The organism is Nocardia sp. NPDC050793 (assembly GCF_040654065.1).
Taxonomy (GTDB): Bacteria; Actinomycetota; Actinomycetes; order Mycobacteriales; family Mycobacteriaceae; genus Nocardia.
The window spans coordinates 167,140-192,996 of record NZ_JBFAHG010000001.1 but is presented as its reverse complement, the minus strand read 5'-3'; the positions used below and the strand labels follow the sequence as shown (position 1 = coordinate 192,996).

The window sequence follows — 25,857 nt, the reverse complement described above, 5'->3', positions numbered from 1 at the left end:
TGACCACTTGGGCGCCGGCGCCGCCGTGTTCGGCGGCGCATGGTGCATCGTCCTGCCTCGATCGGGCAGCCGGTAAGCGAACACCAGTGAGAATGCGCCGCGGCTGGGTGTCCGTAGTCGATGCCGTGGTCGAGGCTACCCCCGCATCGAGTGAAGGGACCGGCGCCGTCGAGGCGGCGGATGTGGCTCCCGTGGGGTTGCTGGACCATTACCTGCTGACGGTGAAGAACAATCAGCCAAGCTTGCGGAAACGCTGAAAACCCCTCCCTGGTCCGATATTCCGGTGCTGCCGACTGCACCGAACGCAGCCGCCGACCCGTACCCGCACCGGCTCGGTGCCATGGGTCATGGCCAGGCTCCGCGACATCGCTATCAGATTGCTGCGACTGGCCCCACGCCGACATCGCCACCGCACTCGGGTAACGACTTCAACCGACCCGTCGAACTACTGCTCATGCGTCGCCGTTCCCGGCCGAGAGCTGAGCGGGCCCGCCTGTCGCGACTGTGCTCGATTGATGCTGCGCTGGACCGAATTCTACTGAGCATCAATGTATTCGGATTGCCTTGCCGGTATCGGCAGGAGCGTTGTGAGCGACCCCATCGGGGCACGCTATCCGGGAAGCCGAGCCGAAACGCCACCTCCCGCGAGGGGTGAGGGCTGTGAAGTCGCTAGACTGCCCGACAACGGTGCCAGATAGCTGTTGCATGTGAGCCCGCGTTGCTTCGCCAGATGTTCGAAATGTCCGACTTTTCAGATTTTCGAGATGCTGGGAGATGTCGATGAATGGGAGCTCGAGGATTCGTAGCACTAGAGTCCCGGCGTCCGAGGGATTCTGGGCGCCGACAAGGTGAGCCGCACGTTGTGCTGATCGGCGCGTTCCGGATAAGACGCACGGACGCTGCCGCGACATAGACGAAGTTAGTGCATCTACAGGCAATTTCGGGCACTGGCATGGGTGTTGTCCGCCGTGTTCCGGTGCCTCCGAGTCTGAGCGAGGGGTTTGGATGAACCGAAAGTCAGCCGAAACTGCCGACCACCAGCCGGATCTGATTCCGCTGTCGAGGGCGCAGTACGGCATGTGGCTCGCGGACAGCCTGGCGGGTGGGCCCGCGGCGAACATCGCACACTACATCGAAATCGAGGGGCCGATCGACCACGACGTATTCACCAAGGCGGTGAACGACGCCGGTCACGAAACCGAATCTCTCGTCGTCCGGGTGGTCGAGTCGGACGGTGTCCCCTATCAATTCGTCGACCGCAGCATCACGTACAACGAGTCTGTTCTGGACTTCAGCGGCGCGGACGATCCGTTCGCAGCGGCAATGGAATGGATGCGGCGCGATTACAACACCAAGGCCGTCGATTTGAGCCGGGACCGGCTCACCGCGATGCGGCTGATCCGGCTCGCCGAAGATCGGTACCTCTGGTATGGGCGTGCCCATCATCTCATCGTCGATGGCTACGCCGCGTTCAACGTCGTGAGCCGGATGGCCGAGCACTACAACGCCCTGCTCGAGGGCAGGCCACCCGTACCGTTGGAGGCGGCCGGATTGCGCGACATCGTCGAGGCGGAGCGCGCCTATCGCGTCAGCTCGCGGTTCGACACCGACAAAGCATACTGGCTCGACAAGGTCGCCGACCTTCCGACGCCGACAAGTCTGTCCGGTCGCACAGCCCGGTCGAGCAAGGTCGATCATGCCGCTGGCCTGCAGCTTTCGTCGCAATTGTCCGCTAAACTCGACCATTTCTCCGACGACTTGCACGCATCGCCCGCGCAAGTGGTCATCGCAGCCTTCGCCGCGTTCCTCGCCCGGATGACCGGTACCGACGATGTGGTGTTGTCGATGCCGGTAAGCGCGCGTGTGACGAAAGCCCTGCGCAACGCCGCCGCGATGTTGGCGAACATGGTGCCGATTCGGTTCACCGTGGACGCGACGACCACCGTGGAGCAGGTGATCCGCGCGTCGGTGTCCGAGCTCGTCTCCGTGATGCGGCATCAGCTCTATAGGTTCGAGGATCTGCGTCGCGATTCGACTGCGTTGGACGCCTTCGCGAACTCGTTCGGTCCGATTGTCAATATCCTCTTTTTCGATTCGGAGATTCGCCTCGGGTCGGCTGTCGGCCGTTACCGCGCACTGACCTCGGGTGCACTGGATGATCTGCAGCTGAATCTGTATCGCTCGGGGGCCGACGCGCCGCTGTTGATCGAACTGCACGGGAATGCGAATTTGTACAGCCAGGATGAAATCGATGCGCACGCGGGTCGATTCATTGCCTTCCTGCATCGTTTGCTGGATTCGCCCCTCGCGACCCCGCTGGTCGAAATCCCGCTCGTGGACCCCGCCGAAGAGGCGCGCATCGTCGAGCAGCTCGCCGGCCGTGACGGCGCGACGAGCACGGCGACGCTCGTGGATTTGCTGACGCGGCAGGCCGCCGCCACACCATCCTCGGTGGCCGTCAGATCGGGTGAGACCACCCTGACCTATCGCGAGCTGGACGAGCGATCCAACCGGTTCGCCCGCACGCTCATCGCCCTCGGAGCGGGGCCGGAATCACTGGTGGCCATCGCGATGCCACGCGACGCCGATCTCATCGTCGTTGCGCTGGCCGTCCTGAAGTCGGGTGCGGGGTACTTGCCATTGGACGTCGCGCATCCGGCCGATCGGCTGGAATATGTGCTGAACGACGCCGATCCGATCGCCGTCGTGACGACCCGCGGTATGCGCGAGCACGTGCCGGGCGATCCCGGCCGTGTGGTGCTGTTCGACGGCGCGGTCGGCGAGGAGTCGGCGGCGCCGATCACGGACGCCGATCGGCTGAGCCCACTGTGCCCCGACAACGTCGCCTACGTCATCTACACCTCCGGATCGACAGGCCGGCCGAAAGGCGTTGCGATCGCCCATCGCGCCGTCTCGACGTACCTGGTGAACGCGTGCGCTGAGATCGGCATCCGGACCGAAGACGTGTGGACGTTGTTCCATTCGTTCGCGTTCGACTACTCGGTGTGGGAGATCTTCGGCGCATTGGTCAGCGGTGGCCGGGTGGTCGTCGTGGACAGCCTCACCACACGCTCGCCGGACGATGTCGTGCGCTTGGTGGCACGGGAGAAGGTGACCGTCTTCAACCAGACGCCATCGGCGTTCCACCAATTCGCCGCGGCAAGACAGCGTTACACGGACGCCGGTGAGCCCGACGGTGAGCTGTCGATGCGACTGGTCATTCTTTCGGGCGAACGTCTCGACCCGGCCGGGCTGGTGGACTGGTACGAGCACAACCCGAAGCTGCCTTTGCTGGCCAACAGCTACGGCATCACCGAAACCACCGTCTTCGTTACCTATCTCGGACTGACACCGCAGATCGCGACGCCGGGCGCGCCGAGCACGGTCGGCCCAGCGCTGCCGGGGCTTCGCACGTATGTCCTGGACGAACGATTGCGCCCGGCGCCACTGGGAGCCTGGGGTGAGATCTACGTCGCCGGAACGCAACTTGCGCGCGGCTATCTCAACCGGCCTTCACTTACTGCCGGACGTTTCGTGGCCAACCCTTTCGGCAAGCCCGGCGAGCGACTCTATCGCAGCGGCGATATCGCACGATGGAATCACAAGGGCGAGCTGGAATACCGTGGCCGTGCCGATCATCAAGTGCAGCTGCGCGGGTTCCGCATCGAGCTGGACGAGATACGTAACGCGCTGCTGACCCACAGCGCAGTGTCAGCGGCGGTCGTCGTCGTGCATCTGCCTGGCACGGAAGCGGCCCGGCTCGTCGCCTATGTCGTGCTCGTCGGCGACATTGCCGGAGAGGCCGACACCCTGCGCGCGCATGTCGCGACGATGCTGCCGGAATACATGGTCCCAGCCGTCGTCGTGGCGCTGCCCGAGTTGCCGCTGACCGTCAACGGCAAGGTCGACTATCGGGCGCTGCCTGAGCCCGTCTTCGATTCGGCCGCGGCGTACGTTGCGCCGAGCACTGTGATGGAGGAGACGATCGCGGACGTCTTCGCCGAGGTGCTGGGCTTGGAGCGGGTAGGCGTGCTGGACAGCTTCTTCGAACTGGGCGGCAATTCGCTCACCGCGACCAGCGCCGCCGTACGGATCGCCGAGCTGACCCGATTCGATCTGTCGGTCCGGGATCTGTTCGGCAAGCCGACCGTCGTCGAACTCGCCGCGCACATCCACGCCGAGCACCGCCCCGGCCGCCTCGCGCTGCGCGCGCAGCCACGCGTCGAGCCGATTCCGTTGGCGCCGGCGCAGAACCGAATGTGGCTGATCAATCAGGTGGATCCCGCCTCGGCGGCGTACAACATTCCGCTGGTGGTACAGCTGACCGGCCGGCTCGACGTCGCTGCGCTGCACACCGCCCTGACGGATGTGATCGATCGGCACGAGTCCCTGCGCACCGTCTATCCCGTCGTGAACGGAGAAGGGACACAGGTCGTTCTGCCTGCCGAGCAGGTTGTCGCCGGTCTCGATCTGTCACCGGAGCCGATCGACCCCGCCGACATCGCGCATCGGCTCCGTGACCTGGCATCGATCGGGTCCGACGTGCGGACGAGTCCGCCGATCCGGGTGACGCTGCTCGCGTCCGCGGACCGGCGTCGGCACGTGCTGGTCATCGTCTTGCACCATATCTGCTGCGACGGATCGTCCCTTCGACCGCTCGCGGCCGATGTCGTGACGGCCTACGAAGCGAGGTCGGAAGGAAAGAAGCCGGCCTGGCAGCCCCTGACGGTGCAATATGCCGACTACAGCATCTGGCACCGCAGCTTGCTCGGTGACGAGAACGATCCGGAGTCTTTGGCGGCACGCGAGTTGCGCTTCTGGGCAGCGCAGCTGGCGGGAATGCCGCCGTTGCTCGAGCTGCCCACCGACCGTCCGCGCCCTGCCCACCAGTCCATGCGCGGCGACGTCGCCGACACCGTGATACCGGCCGAGACCTTTGCTGGAATCGAGCGTTTGGCTCGCACCGCCAACGTCACTACTTTCATGGTCGTCCATGCCGCCCTTGCGGTTGCGCTGGCCCGGCTGTCGGGCTCGGCGGACATCACCATCGGGACGCCGGTCGCGGGCCGCGGCGAGCGTGCGCTGGAACCGCTCATCGGCATGTTCGTGAACACGGTGCCGCTGCGCACCGAGGTGCGTTCCGGCGAATCGTTCACCGCGTTTCTGGCGCGGGTCAAAGATATCGATGTCGATGCCTTCGCCAACAGCGATCTGCCCTACGAACGCGTGGTGGATGAGATCGATCCCAAGCGGTCGACCGCGCACGAACCGCTGTGCCAGGTGTACCTCGCCTTCGAGAACATGGACCGTCCGAGCCTGGAGCTCTCCGACCTCACGGTCGAGATCCTGGATCCCGGGCCGCAACCGGCGAAGGTGGACATCATCTTCACCGTCGCCGAGAACACCGCCGCGGGAGGCGATGTCACACTGCGGATCGACTACGCCACGGATCTGTTCGATCGGGCGACGGTCGACGAGCTCGCCGCGCGGCTGAACCGGATCCTCGCGGCGGTCGTGGCCGACCCACAGGTCCGGGTGGGTGCTGTGAACATGCTGTCGGGGGTCGAGCGGGCGGGGTTGCTGCCCGCGTCGGGTGGCCGTGCCGAGCCGCCGCGGGTGTTGGCGGAGTTGTTCTCGGTACAGGACCTGGGCGCGGCGGCGGTGGTTTCGGGCGAGCGCACGGTGTCGTACGGGGAGTTGCATGCTTGGTCGAACCGCCTTGCACGGCAATTGATCGGTTGGGGTGTAGGCCCGGGCGATCAAGTCGCGTTGGCGATGGCGCGGTCGGTGGAGTTCGTGGTGGGGATATGGGCGGTGGCCAAGGCGGGCGCGGCGTTCGTTCCGGTGGATCCGCGCAATCCGGCCGATCGGGTCGCGCTCATGGTGGCCGATGCCGACGTGCGGGTGGGGATCACCGTCGAGGCTTCGCGGGATCTGCTTCCGGACTCGGTCCGGCGGTTGGTGCTCGACGATCCGGACACCGCGGTCTGCCTCGCGTCGCGGTCCTCGGCGACGGTGGCCGATGCGGACCGGGTGCGGCCTTGTCGTATCTCGAACACCGCGTACGTGCTGTACACCTCGGGATCGACGGGGACGCCGAAGGGTGTCGCGGTCACCCACAAGGGATTGGCGAATTTCGCAGCCGAGCAGCGGGAGCGCTACCGGGTCGACAGTTCCTCGCGGGTGTTGCAGTTGGCGGCACCGGGTTTCGACGCGGTTGTTCTGGAGTTGCTGATGGCTCATGCGAACGGCGCGGCGTTGGTGGTGTCGCCGCCGGAAGTCTTCGCGGGGCACGACTTGGCGGAATTGATTCGGGCGCAGCGGGTGTCTCACGCATTCGTGACACCGACTGTGCTGGCGACGATGTCGCCGGCCGGTTTGGATTCACTGCGCGTGCTGGTGGCCGGTGGGGAGGCGGTGCCTGCGGAGACGGTCGCGGTATGGGGACCCGGTCGGCAGCTGTTCAATGGGTACGGTCCGACCGAGACCACGATCATGGTCGCGATCAGCGACCCGTTGTGTGTCGGAGACCGCGTCACCATCGGTGGCCCGATTCGTGGTGTCGACGCCGTGGTACTGGATGCCGGCCTGCAGCCGGTCCCGGTCGGAGTGACAGGACAGCTGTATGTGTCCGGAGTGCAGCTGGCCCGCGGATACCTCAACCGGCCGGTCGCTACGGCCACCACGTTCGTGGCCAATCCGTACGGTCCCCCCGGCACCCGTATGTACCGGACCGGCGACTTGGCCCGCTGGACACCGGAGGAAACTCTCGAATATCTCGGTCGCACCGACTTCCAGGTCAAGATCCGGGGTCAGCGCATCGAACTCGGCGAAATCGAGGCCGTCCTCGCCGCGCACCCCGCCGTGGCGGTAGCGGTGACGGTGGGCGTCACGACCGACGGTGGATCGAGACTGGCCGCCTACGTCGTGCCGGCGATCGACACCGTCGATACCGCGGAGCTGCTGAGGTACGCGGCGCAACGCCTGCCCTCGCACATGGTCCCGGACACGGTGATGGTGCTCGACACGCTGCCGCTGTCGTCGGTGGGCAAGATCGACCGTGCGGCATTGCCCGAGCCGGTATTCGCCGCCAGCGCCATCGAATTCGTCGCACCGCGTGACGCTGCCGAGCAGATCGTCGCCGATGTGTGTGCCGCGGTGCTGGGGGTCGAGCACGTCGGCGTCTTCCACAGCTTCTTCGATCTGGGCGGCAACTCGTTGTCGGCCATTCGGGTTGCGGCGCAACTGAGCGTCGCGTTCGGTGTCGATGTTTCGTTGCGTGCGGTCTTCGATGCGCCGACCATCGCCGCCTTGGCGGAGAATCTCCGGACCAGCGACGCGCCGATTCGGGAACCTCTTGCGCCGCAAGAGCGCCCGGCCCGAATCCCGCTGTCGCCCGCGCAGGCGCGCATGTGGTTCCTCAACCAGTTCGACACCGGCTCGGCGCTGTACAACATTCCGATGGTCGTCCACATGTCGGGAGAACTGGACGTCGCCGCCATGCACGCGACGATCGCGGATGTGCTCGACCGCCACGAATCCCTGCGAACCGTCTACCCGGACAGCGACAGCGGACCGCACCAGGTGGTCGTGTCGGTGGAGGCGGCACTGCCCCGGTTGGCGCCGTTGCCGGTCGCGGCAAGCGAGGTCGAGGCGCGCATCGCCGCGGAGGTGACCGCCGGGTTCGATGTCACCGCCGAGGTTCCGCTCCGGATCACCTTGTTGCGCAGCGCGCCCGACGACCACACCCTCGTCCTCGTCGTCCATCACATCAGCTTCGACGGGTCGTCCCTCGCGCCGCTCGCCGCGGACCTGATGACCGCGTACAAAGCCCGCGTCCGGCAAGAGGCACCGCAGTGGGCGCCGTTACCCGTGCAATACGCGGATTACGCTCTGTGGCAACGAAAATTGCTCGGCACCGAGAGCGACCCGCACAGCCCGACCGTCGCCCAAATCGACTACTGGCGCGCGGCTCTCGCCGATCTGCCCGAGGTGCTCGACCTGCCTGCCGATCGCCCACGGCCGGCGAAACAGTCGTTCCGTGGTGCGACGGTGTCGGCGACGGTGCCCGCGGATCTCCATCGTGAGGTAATCGCGTTGGCCCGCCGCCACGATGCGACGGTCTTCATGGTGATGCACGCGGCGTACGCCGCGCTGCTGGCGCGGCTTTCGGGAACCGGTGATATCGCGGTCGGCACACCGATCGCGGGCCGCGGCGAGCCCGGACTCGATGCTCTGGTCGGAATGTTCGTCAATACGCTGGTATTGCGGACACGCATCGAGCCCGCCGCGTCCTTCCTGCGGATACTCGCTCGAGTCCGGGCCGCTGATCTGGCCGCCTTCGAGAACGCCGACATCCCGTTCGAGCGGCTCGTCGAAGTGCTGAATCCGCCGCGCACGACAGCGCATGCGCCGTTGACGCAAGTCGGATTCTCGTTCCAGAACATCGAGATCCCGACCGTGGAATTCGAGGGCCTGACGGTTTCGGCCCGGATGGCTGATTCGAGGGTGGCCAAGTACGACCTGCATCTGAATCTCGTCGACGCGCTGGAACCGGACGGTGAACCGGGCGACATGGCAGTCGAATTCGTCTATGCGACAGATCTGTTCGACGAGGCGACGATCACCGCGATCTTCGACCGCTACCTACAGTTGCTGCGGGCGGTCGTCGCCGATCCCGCCCGCGCTGTCGGTGATATCGATCTACTGACCGCGAACGAGGCGCGCGAGCTGATCGCGCGGTCGACCGGGGAGACGACGCGTCCTTCGTCCGCGACGATCGCACACCTGTTCACCGCGCAGGCAGCGGCGACCCCGGAGAACACCGCCGTAATCGATGCCGAGGGTGGTGGCCGGCTCAGTTACCGAGAATTCGCGGCGAGGGTGAATTCGCTGGCACGCGTGCTGATCGGACAGGGGGTCGGCCCAGGAAGCGTTGTCGCCGTCGCGATGCGTCGCTCCGTTGATCTGCTGACCACGCTGTACGCCATCCATGCGGCGGGCGCGGCCTATTTGCCGCTGGATCCGGATCATCCGGTCGACCGGGTGCGCGCGGTCCTCACCGACGCGAAGCCGAGTGCCGTCCTCACCCGAGCGGTCGACAAGGCGAATTTGCCCGATGACGTACCGGTGTGGACGTTCGAGCAATTCGGGACCGAGCACGCGGATACGTCGACGGTGACAGACACCGACCGGACCCGGGCTTTGCTCCCGGACGATCTGGCGTATGTCATCTACACCTCCGGCTCGACGGGCGTGCCGAAGGGCGTGGCGGTAACACACGCCGCGGTGGTGAATCAGCTGCGGTGGCTGCGCGATCACTACGGCCTCGGCGGCGACGACGTCATGCTGTTGCGCACGCCGTTCACCTTCGACCTGTCGGTCTGGGAGCTGTTTTCGGCATCGACCTGTGGCGCGGCGTTGGTTGTCGCGGGTCCCGACGCGCACGCCGACCCCGGCGCCGTGGCCCGGCTGATGGCCGAATATCGCGTCACGACTGTGGATTTCGTGCCGTCTTTGCTCTCCGCGTTCCTCGAGCATGCTGCCGCGCACGAGTTCCAGGACCTGCGGCGGGTGCTGTGCATCGGCGAGGCGCTGCCTGCCGACACCGTCCGTCGCTTCCGGGAGCTCAGCGCAGCGCGCATCGACAATCTGTACGGGCCGACGGAGGCCGCGGTCAGCGTCACCTACCACCGCATCGACGCGCTCGACGGCGGCGCGGTGCCGATCGGCGGACCCGAGGCGAATGTGGTTGTGCGCGTTTTGGATTCGCGGCTTCGTCCCGTTCCCATCGGGGTGACCGGTGAGCTGTACCTCGGCGGCGTCCAGCTGGCTCGCGGTTATCACGAACGTCCGGGTCTCACGGCAGCGACGTTCGTCGCCGATCCCTTCCACGGTGCGAGCGGTTCTCGGCTGTACCGCACCGGTGACCTGGTCCGCTGGGACGCGGATGGCAGCCTGCGCTATGTCGGCCGCGCCGACACCCAGGTGAAGATTCGCGGTCTGCGGATCGAACTCGGTGACATCGAAGCGGCGTTGGTCGCCCACGAGCAGGTGAACGCGGCCGTCGTGCAGGTGCGCACCGATCGCGGCGAGCAGCGCTTGGTGGCCTACCTGGTGGCCACAGAGGCGTTGGATGTCAAGCGGGTCAGGGGCTTTCTGCTCGAACGGCTGCCGGCGTACATGGTGCCGTCCTCGCTGATCCGGATCGACGCGATCCCGCTCACGGCCAACGGCAAGGTCGACTACCGAGCGTTGCCGGTGCCGGATCCGGGAAACCAGGAATCCGGGTACCGCGCACCGCAGGGACTCGTCGAGCAGACGGTGGCCGGGATCTTCGCCGAACTGCTCGATCGCCCGGAGATCGGCGCGGACGACAATTTCTTCGAACTGGGCGGAAATTCGCTCGTCGCGACACGCGCGCTGAGCCGGATAGGCGAGGTCGTCGGCGTGGCGGTACCGGTGCAGGTGATATTCGAGGCGAGCACCGTTGCCGACCTTGCCGAACGTATCTCGCGGCTGCGTGCGGTACCGAACCTGCCCGAGCCGACTCCGAAGCCGCGCCCGGCCCGCGTCCCGCTGTCGCAGGCGCAGACACGGATGTGGTTCCTCAACCAGTTCGATCCGGATGCACCCGGATACGTTGTGCCGCTGGCGATCCGGCTCGACGGTGTGCTGGACATCGACGCGCTCGCGGCGGCCCTCGGTGATGTCGTCGAGCGGCATGAGAGCCTGCGCACCATGTATCCGGCTGTCGACGGCACGCCGGCACAGGTTGTGCTCGATGCGGCCGACGTCGTCGGGACCTGGGACCCCACACCGCAGCCGGTCGGCGAGCGCGAGCTGCCGGACCGGTTGGCCGAGTTCTCGGGTGCCGGATTCGACGTGTCGAAGGGCGTGCCACTGCGCATCGCGCTGTATCAGCTGTCCGACCAGGCATGGGTGGTTGCGTTGGCCGTCCACCACATCAGTTGCGACGGCTTTTCGGTAGCGCCGCTGGCCGCCGATATCGTGACGGCCTATCGTGCGCGGTCCGGTGGTAACCCGCCGGACTGGGCTCCGCTGGCCGTACAGTTCGCCGATTACGCCCTCTGGCAGCGCGAGGTGCTCGGCTCGGCGGACGACCCGGACTCGTACCTGGCCCGCGACATCGCCTATTGGCGAACTCAGCTCGCGGGCATCCCCGATGTGATCGAATTGCCGACCGATCGGCCGCGGCCGATCGTGCAGACGCAACGTGGCGCGGTCGATCATGTCACGATCCCCGGTGAGCTGCAGGGCCGGTTGGAGGCGCTGGCGCGACGAGCTGGGGCGACGACGTTCATGGTCGTGCACACGGCGCTGGCGGTGTTGCTGTCGAGGCTCTCGGGCAGCGACGAGATCACCATCGGTGTGCCATATGCGGGCCGCGGTCACCGATCGCTCGACAACCTTGTCGGGATGTTCGTCAATACCTTGGTGATGCGCACCCGGGTCACGACGGATCAATCGTTCTCGAGCCTGCTGAACCAGGTGCGGCGCACCGACATCGAGGCATTCGACCATGCCACCGTCCCGTTCGAGCAGGTGGTGGAGGCGGTGAATCCCGTGCGGTCGACCGCGCATACGCCGTTGTTCCAAGTCATGCTCGCTTACCAGAACATGGTGCAGGCGCGTGTCGAACTTCCGGGTCTCACCGTCGAGAACGTGGATCCGGGTGACAGTGCCGCGATCTACGACCTGCTGCTGATGATGACGGAGGGGCACGGCACCCACAACGAGCCGACCGGCATGACGCTGCGCCTGACGTATGCCACGGATCTTTTCGACGAGGACTCCGTACGGCGTTTCGCCGAACGATTCGTGCGCGTACTCGACGCCGTCGCGACCGACGCCGATGCGGCGGTCGGCGGGATAGAGCTGCTCGATGCCGCGGAGCGGGACTTGGTGCTCGAGCGATGGAACGGCACCGCCGTTCCCGCCACGGCGGGACGGACACTGGTCGACGCCTTCGACCAACAGGTCACCCGCACCCCGGATGCTCCGGCGATCTGCGTCCCCGACAGCACCGTGGTGACCTACCGGGATTTCGACGCCCGCGTCAACCGTGTGGCCCGATGGCTCATCGCACGCGGTGCGGGGCCGGAAACTGTTGTGGCGGTGTGTATCCGGCGATCTATCGAGCAAATCACGGCGCTGTATGCGGTAGTGAAGGCGGGGGCCGCGTTCCTTCCGATCGATCCGGATCATCCCGGCGCGCGAATCGCCGGTGTGCTGAACGCGGCGCGGCCGCTGATGGTGCTCACCACGTCCGCGGACGGCGACGAGCTTCCGGATGGGTTCGAGACCGCGTGGATCGATCGAGTGGACGTGGCCGGTCTTCCCGATGCCCCGATCACCGATTCGGAGCGCCGCGCGCCGCTCCGGCCGGCCAATGTGGCCTACGTCCTGTTCACCTCCGGCTCCACCGGCGTTCCCAAGGGCGTCGCGCTGACCCATGCCGCGACCGTGAGCCAGCTGGCGTGGGCACAGCAGCAGTGGCCACACGATGTGTCCGACACGGTCCTGTACAAGACCCCCATCACGTTCGACATCGCGGTATGGGAGTTGTTCTGGCCGTTGCAGACCGGTGCGCAGATCGTGGTCGCCGAACACGACGGGCACCGCGACCCGGCGTACCTCGCCGACGTCATCGCGCGACACCGGGTCAGTACCGTGCACTTCGTACCCTCGATGCTCGACGTTCTCCTCGAAACCACCGCTGTGGCGTTGCCGTCGATCCGGCGAGTGCTCGTTGCCGGTGAGGCGCTGGCGCAGCGCACGGTCGACGCCGCGGCGGGCGTGTTCGCGAACGCCGAGGTGGTGAACTGGTACGGCCCGGCCGAGGCGGAAGTCGTCACGGCTGCACGCTGCTTGCCCGGGGTGACTACCCGTGCGATGGTCCCGATCGGTACGCCGGTGTCCGGCATGCGGGCCTACGTGCTGGACTCGCGGCTGCGGCCGGTGCCGGTGGGTGTGGTCGGCGACCTGTACGTCTCGGGTGTCCAGTTGGCGCGCGGCTATCACGCTCGTACCGACCTCACCTGCGGTGTCTTCGTGGCGCACCCGTTCGGTGCGGCGGGTGAGCGGCTCTATCGCACCGGTGACCTCGTCCGATGGACGCAAGCCGGCGAGCTGGAGTACCTGGGCCGTAGTGATTTCCAGGTCAAGGTCCGCGGTCAGCGGGTGGAACCGGGTGATGTCGAAGCGGCGCTGGCCGCGCTCCCGGATGTCGCACGCGCCGTCGTTGTCGCCACGGCGGAACACATCGTCGGATACGTGACACTCGTATCCGGTGCGGTGACCGATGGTCGCGCGATTCGCGACCAGCTCACCCGCTCACTGCCGTCGTACCTGGTTCCGGCCGCTGTACAGGTGCTCGATGCGATGCCGCTGACACCGAACGGCAAGCTCGATCGAGCTGCCTTGCCGCAGCCGGTATTCGACGACGTCGAGGAATTCGTGCCGCCTCGCACCGAATACGAAGCGGCCCTCGCGGAAATCGTCGCCGAGATCACCGATATCGACCGAGTGAGCGTGACGGCGAACGTTTTCGAGATCGGGGTCAACTCGCTTACCGCCGCCCGCATCGCGGCGCGGGCCGTCGCGGCGCTCGGTATCGAGGTCGGCATCCGCGACATCTTCGACCAGCCGACGATCGCCGGATTGGCCGAATGCCTCGGCGAGCGAACCGGTTCCACGGTGGTTCCGCTCACAGCCCGGCCACGCCCGGCGGCGATCCCGTTGGCGGCGGCGCAACGCCGGATGTGGTTCCTCAACCAGTTCGACACCGCTTCGGCCGCCTACAACATCTGCTTCGCGGCCCGGTTGACGGGCCGGCTGAACGTAGCTGCGTTGCGGGCGGCATTACTCGATGTGGTGTCCCGGCACGAGCCACTGCGCACGGTGTATCCCGCTGTCCACGGCGAGCCGTGCCAGGTCGTGCAGGACGTTGCGGATGTGGCCAGGGATCTGGTGTCGGATCCGGAGCCGGTCGCCGACGAGGCGGAGCTGACCGACCGGATCCGGCAGGCCGTCGGGACGGGTTTCGATGTCGCGGAATCGGCGCCCGTGCGGACACGGCTGTATCGCACCGGCGCCGACGAGCACGTGATCGTGCTCGTGGTCCATCACATCGCCGCCGACGGCTCGTCGATGGCGCCGCTGGCCCGCGATGTCTTCGCCGCCTACGAGGCGCGGGTGAATGGCGAAGCGCCGCAATGGGAACCACTGGAAGTCCAGTACGCCGACTACGCGATGTGGCAGCGCGAGATGCTCGGCACCGACGACGACCCGGCGTCGCTGGGCGCGCAGCAGATCGCCTACTGGACCGAGGTGCTCGGTGAGGCCCCGGAACTGCTCGACCTGCCGACCGATCGGCCACGGCCCGCCACCATGTCGATGGCCGGTGGCAGCGTTCGCTTCGCGATGCCGGCGCGGCTGCACGAGGACATCGTGCAGCTGGCACACCGTGAGGGCGTCACCGTATTCGTCGTGCTGCACACGGCATTGGCGATCCTGCTGGCGCGCACCGCGCACAGCGAGGACATCACGGTCGGCACCCCTGTCGCCGGTCGAGGCGACCAGGCGCTGGACGATCTGGTCGGCATGTTCGTCAACACCGTGGTGTTGCGCACGCGCATCCGCGAGAACCGGTCGTTCCTGGAGCTTCTGGCGGAGGTGCGCGAGGTGGACCTCGAGGCGCTCGCGCACGCCGATGTCCCCTACGAACGGCTCGTCGATGTCCTCGACCGTCCCCGATCGACGGCGTATACGCCGCTGTATCAGGTGATGTTCGGGTTGCAGAACATGCGCGCCGCCCGGTTCGAGCTTCCTGGCATCGATGTCGAACTGCTCGACCCCGGCCTTGCGCAGGCCAAAACCGACCTCACCGTGCTGATGACCGAACGCGTCGACGGCGAGCGGCCGGCCGGAATCGATGGCGAGATCACGTATGCGACAGACCTTTTCGTCGCATCGACCGCGGAATCGTTCGCCGAGAGGTTCGTCAGGGTGCTCGAAGCGGTCGCCGCCGATCCGGCACGCTCGGTGGGCGACATCGATCTGCTCGGTGCCGCGGAGGCCGAGCGGCTGGTTCCGGCACGCGGTGGTGAGACCACGTCGCCATGCCTGCTGCCCGAACTGCTGGCCGCGGCCGTGGCAGCAGACCCTGCGGCGATCGCCCTGATCGGGGAGACCGAGACACTCACCTACGTCGAGCTCGATCGCCTGTCCAACCAGCTCGCCGAGCACCTACTCGCCCGAGGGGTCGGACCGGGTGTGTTCACGGCGCTGGCCGTGCCGAGGTCGGTCGACTACCACGTCGCCATGTGGGCGATAGCGAAGACCGGTGCCACATTCGTCCCCGTGGATCTGCGATATCCCGTGGAGCGGATCGCGCACATGGTGAACGATTCCGGTGTCACCGTGGGGATCACAGTTGCGGCCGCGCACACGTCGCTTCCGGGAGATGTCGGATGGGTGGTGCTCGACGACCCGGACGCGGCCGCCGAGATCGCCGCGCAGCCGGGGAAAGCCGTCACGGATGCGGATCGCGGACGAGCACTGCAGATTCGGGACGCGGCGTATGTGATCTACACGTCCGGTTCGACCGGAACACCGAAAGGTGTCGTGGTGACGCACGAGGGATTGGCCGGATTCGCGGCCGAGCAGCGGGCGCGTTACCGCGTGGACGCCACGTCGCGTGTACTGCACGTGGCGGCGCCCGCCTTCGACGCGGTGCTGCTCGAAACATTGATGGCGTGTGCGGCCTGTGCTTGCCTGGTCGTGTCGCCGCCGGAGGTGTTCGGCGGCCCGGATCTGGCCGCACTGGTCCGCGCGCATCGGGTGACGCACGCGTTCCTGACACCCAGCGTCCTGGCGACGGTGTCACCTGCGGACTTCGCATCGGTGCGGGTCCTCATGGTCGGCGGCGAAATGGTGCCTGCGGACCTGATCGCAGCCTGGGCGCCAGAACGGCAATTGCACAACATCTACGGCCCGACGGAGACGACGATCGTTGTCACGATCAGCGATCCGGTACAGCCGTCCGATGTGATCACCATCGGTGGTCCGATCCGTGGCGTCGAGGCTGTGGTGTTGGACGCGCGGTTGCGTCCGGTGCCGGTCGGGGTGACCGGGGAGCTGTATCTTTCCGGTGCCGCGTTGGCGCGGGGCTACCTGAATCGCCCTGCCGCGACAGCGGGTGCGTTCGTGGCGGATCCGTACGGCGAGCTGGGGTCCCGGATGTATCGCACCGGCGATCTTGTCCGATGGACCGCGCAGGGCGCGCTGGAATACATCGGGCGCATCGACTTCCAGGTCAAGATCCGTGGCCAGCGCATCGAACTCGGCGAGATCGACGCCGCGCTGCTCTCGCATCCGAAGGTGGCCGCTGCCGTCACCGTTCAGCGTACGAGGCCCGGCGGGCAACCGATGCTCGCCGCGTACATCGTGGCGGAGCCTGCTGCGGTCGCCGTGCCGAGCGCCGTGCTCGATCACGTCGCTGCCGTACTGCCTGCCTACATGGTGCCGTCGACGATCACCGTGCTCGACCGCATGCCGCTCGCCTCGACCGGCAAGGTGGACCGAAAAGCGCTGCCGGAACCCGTTTTCGAGGTCGATGACGAACGTATCGTCGCCGCGGCGACCGACCTGGAACGCACCGTCGCCGCCGCCTTCGCGGACGTGCTCGGCATCGGGTCGGTGGGCGCGACGACCTCGTTCTTCGCGCTCGGCGGTGACTCCATCATGTCGATCCAGCTGGCCTCGCGGCTGAAGACAGCCGGTGTCATCGTCACGGCTCGCGATATTTTCGAGCGCAAGACGGTTCGGGGGCTCGCACAGGTGGCCGAGGCCGCGGAGCGGGAGTCGCTGGCGGAGCTGCCCGGCGGTGGCGTGGGCGAAATTCCCTTCACGCCGATCGTGTCCTGGTTCGTCGAGCGGATCGGGCCGGCCGATCGGTTCGCGCAGTCGATGCTGGTGCGCTTGCCGCGGGACGCACGAGCCGGTGACGTGACCGCGACCGTGCATGCGGTGCTCGAACAGCACGACATGCTGCGCTCGCGGCTGCGCGAACGATGCATGGAGGTGCTTCCCGTGGGCGCTGCCGATGCGGCTGCCTCGGTGTTCGTCCGAACCTTCCGTGCGCACGAGGCGCCGGGCAGCGACGGTTTCACCGCTGTGGTGGAAGCGGCGCTCACCGAAGCGTCCGACCGGCTCGCTCCCGCCGAGGGCCGGATGCTGCAAGTCGCGTGCCTGCTTCCGGAATCGGGCGTCGAGGCCGATGCCCGTGCCCTCATCGTGATTCATCACCTGGCTGTCGACGGGGTGTCGTGGCGGATCCTGCTGCCCGACTTCGTCACCGCCTGGCAGCAGATCAGCCAGGGACGGGCGGTCGAGTTGCCGGCACAGGGCACATCCATGCGGCGGTGGGCACACGCGTCGATCGCCGCCGCAGCGGGCCGCCGCGGTGAGTTGGAGCTGTGGCAGCGGATGAGCGCGGCACCCGATCCGCTACTCGGGAGTGCGGAATTGGATCCCGCCGTCGACACCCAGGCGACGGTGCGACATCTGACCGTGTCCATCCCGGCCGTAGTGACCTCGGCGTTGCTGGACACGGTGCCGCGAGCCGTGCGTGGCAGCGTCGACGATGCGCTGCTGGCCGGTCTGGCCGTGGCGGTGGCCGGTTGGCGCAGGCGCCGCGGCATCACGCACCCGGGCGTGAAAGTCCTGCTGGAAGGACACGGCCGTGAAGAGCAGATCGCCGCGGGCGCCGATGTCTCGCGCACCGTGGGCTGGTTCACCAACGCGTACCCGGTCGCGCTCGACCTGAGCGGAATCGATGACGCGGACCTGCGCGCGGCAGTGAAGTCCGTCAAAGACCAGCTGCGCGAGATCCCGGACAAGGGCATCGGTTACGGCCTGCTGCGCTATCTGAACACCGAAACGGCCGACCGGCTCGCGTCGGCACCTCAGCCGCAGATCAGTTTCAACAATCTCGGCCGCGCCGGCGTCGACCTCACATCGCTGTCGGATATCGCGTGGGTTCCGACCGACGAGCAGTTCGATCGGCGGGCCGCTTTCGATCCGGATATGCCTGCCGCGGCGGTGGTCACGATCGACGTGAGCATCGTGGACACCGAGGCCGGACCCGAGCTGTCGGCACATGTCGGCTACGCCTCGCGGTTGCTCGAACACGACGAGGTGGCCGAACTGGTCGGCGGATGGGTCGACGCCGTGACCGAGATCGCGAGCATGGCTCGTGCGGACGACGAATGGGGAATGTCGCGGGCAGATGTTCCGCTGGTCGACGTCACGCAACGCGATCTGGACACGTTCGCCGACCGGTACGGTCGGCTGAGCGAGGTATGGTCGCTGGCGCCGCTGCAGGAGGGGCTGCTGTTCCACGTCGAATTCGCGGCGGGCGAAATCGACGTCTACACGGCGCAATCGGTACTCACCCTCACCGGCGCGGTCGACGAGAATCGGCTCGAGCGTGCCGCGAAAGCCTTGCTCGAGCGGCATCCCAACCTGCGGGCCGCGTTCACGCGAACGGCCGATGGCGTTCCCGTGCAGGTTGTTCCGGTCGCCACCACGGTGCACTGGCTCAGCGTCGATCACTCCGGCAGCACAAGGGAATTGGATGAGCTGATCGACGCCGAGCGGGCGATCGTGTTCGATCCCGCCGACCCGCCGCTGCTGCGGTTCCTGTTCGTCGCCGCCGGGCCGCAGGACTTCCGGCTGGTGTTGACGGCGCACCATCTTCTGCTGGACGGCTGGTCGTTGCCACTGCTGTGGCGGGAGTTGATCGGTTTGTATGCCGTGGCAGCACAGCCGGAGCTGCTGCCCCCGGCGACCTCGTACCGCGACTACTTGGAATGGCTGGACCGGCGTGATCGCGCCACCAGCGTCGAGGTGTGGCGGGACGCGCTGCGAGATATCAGCGAGCCCACGCTGGTCGCTGATCCGCATACGGCGACGACCGCGGACATCCCCATCGATCTGCCGATCGTTCTCGATCGTGCCGCGACGGCAGAGTTGGTGAAGTTCGCGCGGGCTCGAGCGGTGACGATGGCGACGATCGTGCAGTTCGCCTGGGCCGTGGTGCTGGGCAACCTGCTCGGCGTCGAACGGGTGGCCTTCGGCAGCACGGTATCCGGCCGTCCCGCCGAACTGCCGGGCGTCGAGTCGATGATCGGTCTGTTCATCAATACGATTCCGGTCGCCGCCGACGTGCGGCGGGATCTGACCATCGAGGACGCGCTGCGGCTACTGCAGGCGGACAACACCCGTCTGCTCGACCACCACTACCTCGAACTGTCCCAGATCATGGTGGCGGCGGGCAGCAGCCAACTGTTCGACACCCTGGTCGTCTTCGAGTCGTATCCCGTCGACAGCAGTGGCATGGGCGATGCGGACATCGACGGTATGCGGGTGGTCTCGGCGGATGGCCGCGACGCGGCGCATTACCCGATCACCGTGCAGGCGCACCACACCGACGAGTTGCACGTCCGACTCCGCTACCAGCGGGCCCGCGTCGACGAGGTGACGGCGGCTGGTCTCGCGGCCCGTTTCGAAGCTGTGCTGCGTGCGGTGACGACCGATCCGACCACGCGGCTCGGCGCGATCGATCTGTTGTCCGCGGCCGAGCGGTGCGAGCTGGTGCCCGGTTCAGGTGGCAGCGCCGTGGCACCGTGCCTCATGGCGGGGCTGCTGTCCGCGGGCGTCGCGGTCGATCCCGATGCGGCGGCCGTTGTTTCCGGTGGCCGTACCGTGTCGTACGCGGAATTGGATGCCAGGTCCAACCAGGTGGCGCGGCAGTTGATCGCGTGGGGCGTAGGCCCGGGGGATCAGGTCGCGCTGGCGATGCTGCGGTCGGTCGAATTCGTGGTCGGACTGTGGGCGGTGACCAAAGCCGGCGCGGCGTTCGTGCCCGTCGATTCGCGGAATCCGGCCGAGCGCGTCGCGCACATGGTGGCCGATGCCGAGGTGCGGGTGGCGGTCACGGTCGAGGCCTTGCGGGACCTGCTGCCCGGCACGGTGCGCCCGCTGGTTCTCGATGATCCGGACATCGCGAAGTCGATCGCCGAGCGATCGGCGGCCGCCGTGACCGACGCCGATCGCGTGCGTACGCCGCGCGTCCGGGATGTGGCATACGTGCTCTACACCTCCGGCTCGACCGGAACGCCGAAGGGTGTCGCGGTCACCCACGAGGGGCTGGCGAATCTCGCGGCCGTACAGCGGGACCGGTTCGGTGTGGACACTGGTTCGCGAGTGCTGCAGGCCGCCGCTCCAGGCTTCGATGTGATGGTCCTCGAAATACTGCTGGCCCACACCGTCGGTGCCGTACTCGTGGTGCCGCCGCCAGCGGTGTTCGGAGGCGACGAACTGGCAGAACTGATTCGCGCACAGCGTATTTCGCATGCGTTCATCACACCGAGTGTGCTGGCGACGATGTCGCCGACCGGTATGGATTCGCTGCGAGTGTTGATGGCCGGTGGTGAGGCGGTGACACCGGAAACGGTCGCGATGTGGGCGCCGGGCCGGACCCTGTTGAACGGGTACGGCCCGACCGAAGCCACGGTCCTGGCGGGTATCAGTGCTGCGCTGCGCCCAGGTGGCGCGGTGACTATCGGCGGGCCGATCCCCGGTGTCGAGGCTGTCGTGTTGGATCAGTGGTTACGGCCGGTGCCGGTCGGGGTGGTGGGGGAGCTGTACCTCGCGGGTGTGCAGCTGGCGCGCGGATATGTGAACCGGGCGTCGGCTACCGTCGGCGCGTTCGTGGCGAATCCGTTCGGTGCGGCAGGTTCGCGCATGTACCGCACCGGCGACCTGGTCCGCTGGACACCGGAGCACACCCTGGAATACCTCGGACGGCGCGATTTCCAAGTGAAGATCCGTGGGCAGCGGATCGAACTCGGTGAGATCGAGACCGTTCTGGCCGAGTACCCCGGAATCGAACAAGCGGTCGTCCTGCGGCGGAAGGACCAGCGCGGCGTAGATCGACTCGTCGGCTACCTCGTCACCGACGAGGACGTGGATCCGAACGAGGTTCGGGCCGCCGCGCGGTTGCGACTGCCCGCGCACATGGTGCCCGACGTGTTCACGGTGCTCGCCGAGATTCCCCTCACAACGACCGGCAAACTCGACCGCCTCGCGCTTCCCACCCCGGAATTCGCGGACGGTCGGGAATGGGTCGCTCCGCGCACCGACGCCGAGCGGCGCATCGCGGACGTGTTCGGAAGCGTCTTGGGCGTCGACAGCGTCGGGGCGACGGACAGCTTCTTCGACCTCGGTGGCGATTCGCTGTCGGCGACACGGGTGACTGCGCAATTGAGCACGGCACTGGGAGTGCGTATCGGGGTCCGAGACCTGTTCGAGGCACCCGTGGTCGCCGAACTCGCCTCCCGCCTGGGTACTTTCGACCGCGACTCCCGAATGCCGCTGACGCCGCGACTCCGGCCCGCGCTCGTGCCGCTGTCACCGGCGCAGCAGCGGATGTGGTTCCTCAATCAGTTCGACCCCACGGTCGGTGCGTACAACATCCCGCTGGTGATCCGGCTGCGGGGAGAACTCGACATAGCTGCGCTGCGGCACGCGTGTGAACTGGTCATCGACCGGCACGAGTCGCTGCGGACCAAGTTCCCGACGGCCGACGGACAGCCGTACCAGGTTGCCGTCGCCGTCGACGAGGTCGCACCCGTACCGACCCCCGTCCGGGTCGACGAAAAGCACTTGATGGAACGAGCGATCGCCGTGCTCTCGACGGGGTTCGATGTGCGACAGGCGCCCCCGTTGCGTATCGAATTGTTCGCGGTCGATGACCGGGACCACGTTCTGGTCATCTGCGTGCACCACATCTGCGCCGACGGCCAGTCGATGATGCCGCTCGCGCGGGATGTGGCACTGGCGTATGAGGCGAGTAGGCAAGGGACAGAACCGATGTGGCCGGTCCTTCCGGTCCAGTACGCGGATTACGCGCTGTGGCAGCGGGAGGTGCTCGGCTCGGCGGACGACCCGGACTCGGTCATGTCCCGGCAGTTGCGATTCTGGAAAGACACCCTCGACGGGTTGCCCGAGCTGCTCGAATTGCCGACCGATCTGCCCCGGCCACCGGTGGCGTCCATGCGCGGCCGCGCCGTCGATTTCGAGCTTCCCGCCGAACTGCACGAACGGATCGTTGCTGTCGCGCGCGCTGCGAACGCGACGGTCTTCATGGTCCTGCACGCCGCGTTGACCGTCCTGCTGTCCAGGTTGGCCGGCGTCGGCGACATCGCGATCGGCACCCCGGTGGCCGGCCGTGGCGAGCGTGAGCTCGACGACCTGATCGGCATGTTCGTCAATACGCTGGTCTTGCGGTCACGGGTGCGGACCGGACAGCCGTTCGCCGAATTGCTCGCCGCGACCCGTGACACGGACCTGGCGGCGTTCGCGCATGCGGATGTTCCCTTCGAGCAAGTCGTGGAAGCGATGAATCCGCCCCGGTCGACCGCGCATCTTCCGCTGTACCAGGTGACGCTCGACGTCCAGAACCTGAGCAAGGCCGCGTTGGAGCTGCCGGAGCTCAGCGTCGAGCCGATGGAGAACGGCTTCGAGCAGGCACAGGCCGACTTGAGCGTGAAGCTGGTCGAGCAGTTCGGTGATCGAGGCCGTCCGGATGGCATGGCGGGTCGGCTCACCTTCGCTACCGATCTCTTCGTCGAAGAGACGATGACTCGGTTCGCGCACGCCTACGTCCGAATTCTGGAGGAGGTGACCGCGAATCCGGCGGGTGCGGTCGGCGATATCGAGATCGTCGATCCGATGCAGCGCCGCGAATTGCTCGACTCGGCGGGCGAAGACGGCGTCGTGGTCGCCGATGTGACGCTCGTGGACCTGTTCGCTGCCCGAGTCCTGGCTCAGCCGAATGCGGTCGCGGTCTCCGACGGTGCGTCACAGTTGACCTATGCGGAGCTGGATCGGCGGGCCACTCGGGTCGCCGCTCGGCTGATCGAGCGGGGAGCCGGGCCGGAATCACTGGTGGCGGTGGCGTTGCCGCGCTCGATCGATTTGGTCGTTGGTCTGCTCGCGGTGATGCGAGCGGGCGCCGGATATCTGCCACTGGACGTGGCGTATCCGCCGGACCGATTGCGGTTCATGCTCGACGACGCACGTCCGGCCGCCGTGTTGACATCGGCCGAGCTGGCGTCGGCGGTGCCGGAGTATGCCGCGCCGGTGTTGCTCGTCGAGGATGGTCCGGACGCGACAGCATCGGGCAGTTGCGATCCGGTGGCGCCGAACCTGCGGCCGGACAACGTGGCCTATGTGATCTACACCTCGGGATCGACGGGGCGCCCGAAGGGAGTGACGGTCAGCCATCGCGAAGCGGTCACGTTGTTCGCCAACACGGCCGAACGTTTCGACTTCGGCCCGGACGACGTGTGGACGATGTTCCATTCGTACGCCTTCGATTTCGCGGTGTGGGAGATGTGGGGAGCGCTGCTGTCCGGTGGCAGGCTGGTCGTCGTCGACTACCACACATCCAGGTCGCCGGAGGCGTTCGTGGATTTCGTGGCGCGAGAGCGCGTGACGGTGTTGAGCCAGACTCCGTCGGCGTTCTACGGGTTCGCCGCAGCAGAGCACGGGTATCGCGAATCCGGTTGTACCGCTGGCGAACTCGCTTTGCGTTACGTCGTATTCGGCGGCGAGGCACTGGATGCGTCCCGATTGACCGGATGGTTTGCGGCGCACGAGCCGGGATCGCCGCGATTGATCAACATGTACGGGATCACCGAGACGACGGTCCATGTCACGTTCACCGAGATCGATGGGACGGACGTGGCCGGGATCGGATCACCGCTTCCGGGGTTGCGGGTATACGTGCTCGACGACCGGCTGCACCCGGTGCCGATCGGCGTCGCCGGGGAGATCTACGTGGCCGGTGGGCAATTGTCGCGGGGCTACCTCGGAGCCCCGGCCTTGACGGCGGGACGATTCGTGGCGAATCCCTTCGATCCGCAGGGTGCCCGGTTGTATCGGTCCGGGGATGTGGGTCGGTGGAGGAAGACGGCCACCGGGCTCGAGTTGAACTACGCGGGCCGGGCTGACGGGCAGGTGCAGTTGCGTGGTTACCGCATCGAGCTGGGCGAGGTGGAGTCGGCGCTGCTCCGGCACCCGCATGTGACGCGGGCCGCCGTGGCGGTGCACCGCCACGCCAGCGGCGTCGATCAGTTGATCGGTTACGTCGTCGGCGTCGACGGCCAAGAGATCGATCCGGGCCAGGTCCGGGAGGCCGCTGCCCAGATGCTGACGAGCTACATGGTGCCGTCGACGGTGATGGTGTTGCCCGATCTGCCGTTGACCGTCAACGGCAAACTCGATCGAAACGCATTGCCTGCTCCCGATTTCGATGCATCGGTGGACGAATTCGTCGCGCCGCGGACCCATACCGAGAAAGCGATCTGTGACGTTTACGCGCAGGTCTTGGGCGTCAAGCGGGCCGGGATGTCGGATGGGTTCTTCGACCTGGGCGGCAATTCGCTGCTGGCCACGACGGTGGTGACCGAATTGCGCGCTCGCGGTGTGACGATCGCATTGCCATGGATGTTCGATGATGCGACACCGAAGGCGCTGGCGCGCAGGGTCGACGAGGCCGAGGGCGGTTCCGGTCTGGAGGTGCTGCTTCCGCTGCGTGCCAGCGGAGCGAAGCCTGCCATATTCGGTGTGCACCCCGCCGGTGGATTGGCGTGGTTCTACGGCGGCGTGGTCGAACATTTGGACAAGGATCGACCGGTATACGGCTTGCAGGATCCGCACGTAGTGGCGGACGAACCACGTGCGGATTCGGTGAACGAATTGGCCGAGCGATATGTGGCCGAGATTCGCCGGGTACAGCCGAGCGGACCGTACCACTTGCTCGGCTGGTCGCTGGGCGGTCAGATCGCGCATGCGATGGCGGTGAAGCTCCAGCGCGATGGTGAACTCGTCGGAACGCTGGCCCTGCTGGATTCCTCCGCCGACGCATCGGACCTGCCGGCAGCTTCGACGACCACCGCAGTGGACGAGCCCGCGCCGGGACAGTTGATGGCGGACCTGCTCGGCGGTTGGCGGGAACTCTTCGACCTCGGTGACGGGGTGCAGGCGGACACCCATGAACAAGCGTGGGCGGTCATCCGTGACCAGGTGGTCGGCACCGGGCTGTTCACCGGCGAACAGGCGGACCGAGTGATGGAGAGTTTCGAGACCGGGAGCAAAATCGCGGTGGATCACCAGCCAGAAATTTTCGACGGAGAGATGGTCTTCTTCACCGCGGGCAAAGACCGCATGGACCACGACGCTCTCGTGCAGGCGTGGCGCCCGTACGTCACAGGCGACATTCACAACACGGTCGTCGACGCACGCCACCTCGAGCTCAGCCACCCGCATGCCATGGCCGTCATCGGCCCGGTCCTGGAGAGGTTCATGAACGAATACTGATCACTGTCCAGCCGGTTCCGGCTCGACGTCGACGTGACGGTCGTCTCGACGAGCTGGGCCGTGGTCTGGATGCGATGGGCGCACCTCGACCCGGCTCGCCGTGCACGCGCACGGCGGGCCGGGTCTGTCACTGAGGTTCGGGACCAGCAGCGGTGGGATCAGGGGTGCGTCGCTGTGATGATCGTTACTCGGCCGTTCGGCGCGGCGGCGGCCTCGAACCGCGGCGATGACCGGCCAAGCTCCGGTTCGATGTCGTACCGCCCGGATTGCATGGGGCAGGACCCAATTGGCGCTGCGAGATCCCCGCGACGCGCTGGCGAGCAGACCGGTTCCCGAGCGGCGCAACCACCTGTCGACCTCACGAGTGGGGATCCGCCCTCTGTG

General features: G+C 66.9%; 1 protein-coding gene. It reads left to right on the top strand.

What is annotated here, in order from left to right; genetic code table 11:
- Positions 1 to 1,005: 1,005 nt before the first annotated feature.
- Positions 1,006 to 25,473, top strand: coding sequence for a non-ribosomal peptide synthase/polyketide synthase (locus AB0H50_RS00735; RefSeq protein ID WP_357444610.1), 24,468 nt, complete (start codon positions 1,006 to 1,008; stop codon positions 25,471 to 25,473).
- The last annotated feature ends 384 nt before the right edge of the window (positions 25,474 to 25,857 follow it).

What these genes read in the sequence shown, in the direction of transcription:
- AB0H50_RS00735 (WP_357444610.1), top strand. Translation starts at nt 1,006, where the DNA reads ATGAACCGAAAGTCAGCCGAAACTGCCGACCACCAGCCGGATCTGATT.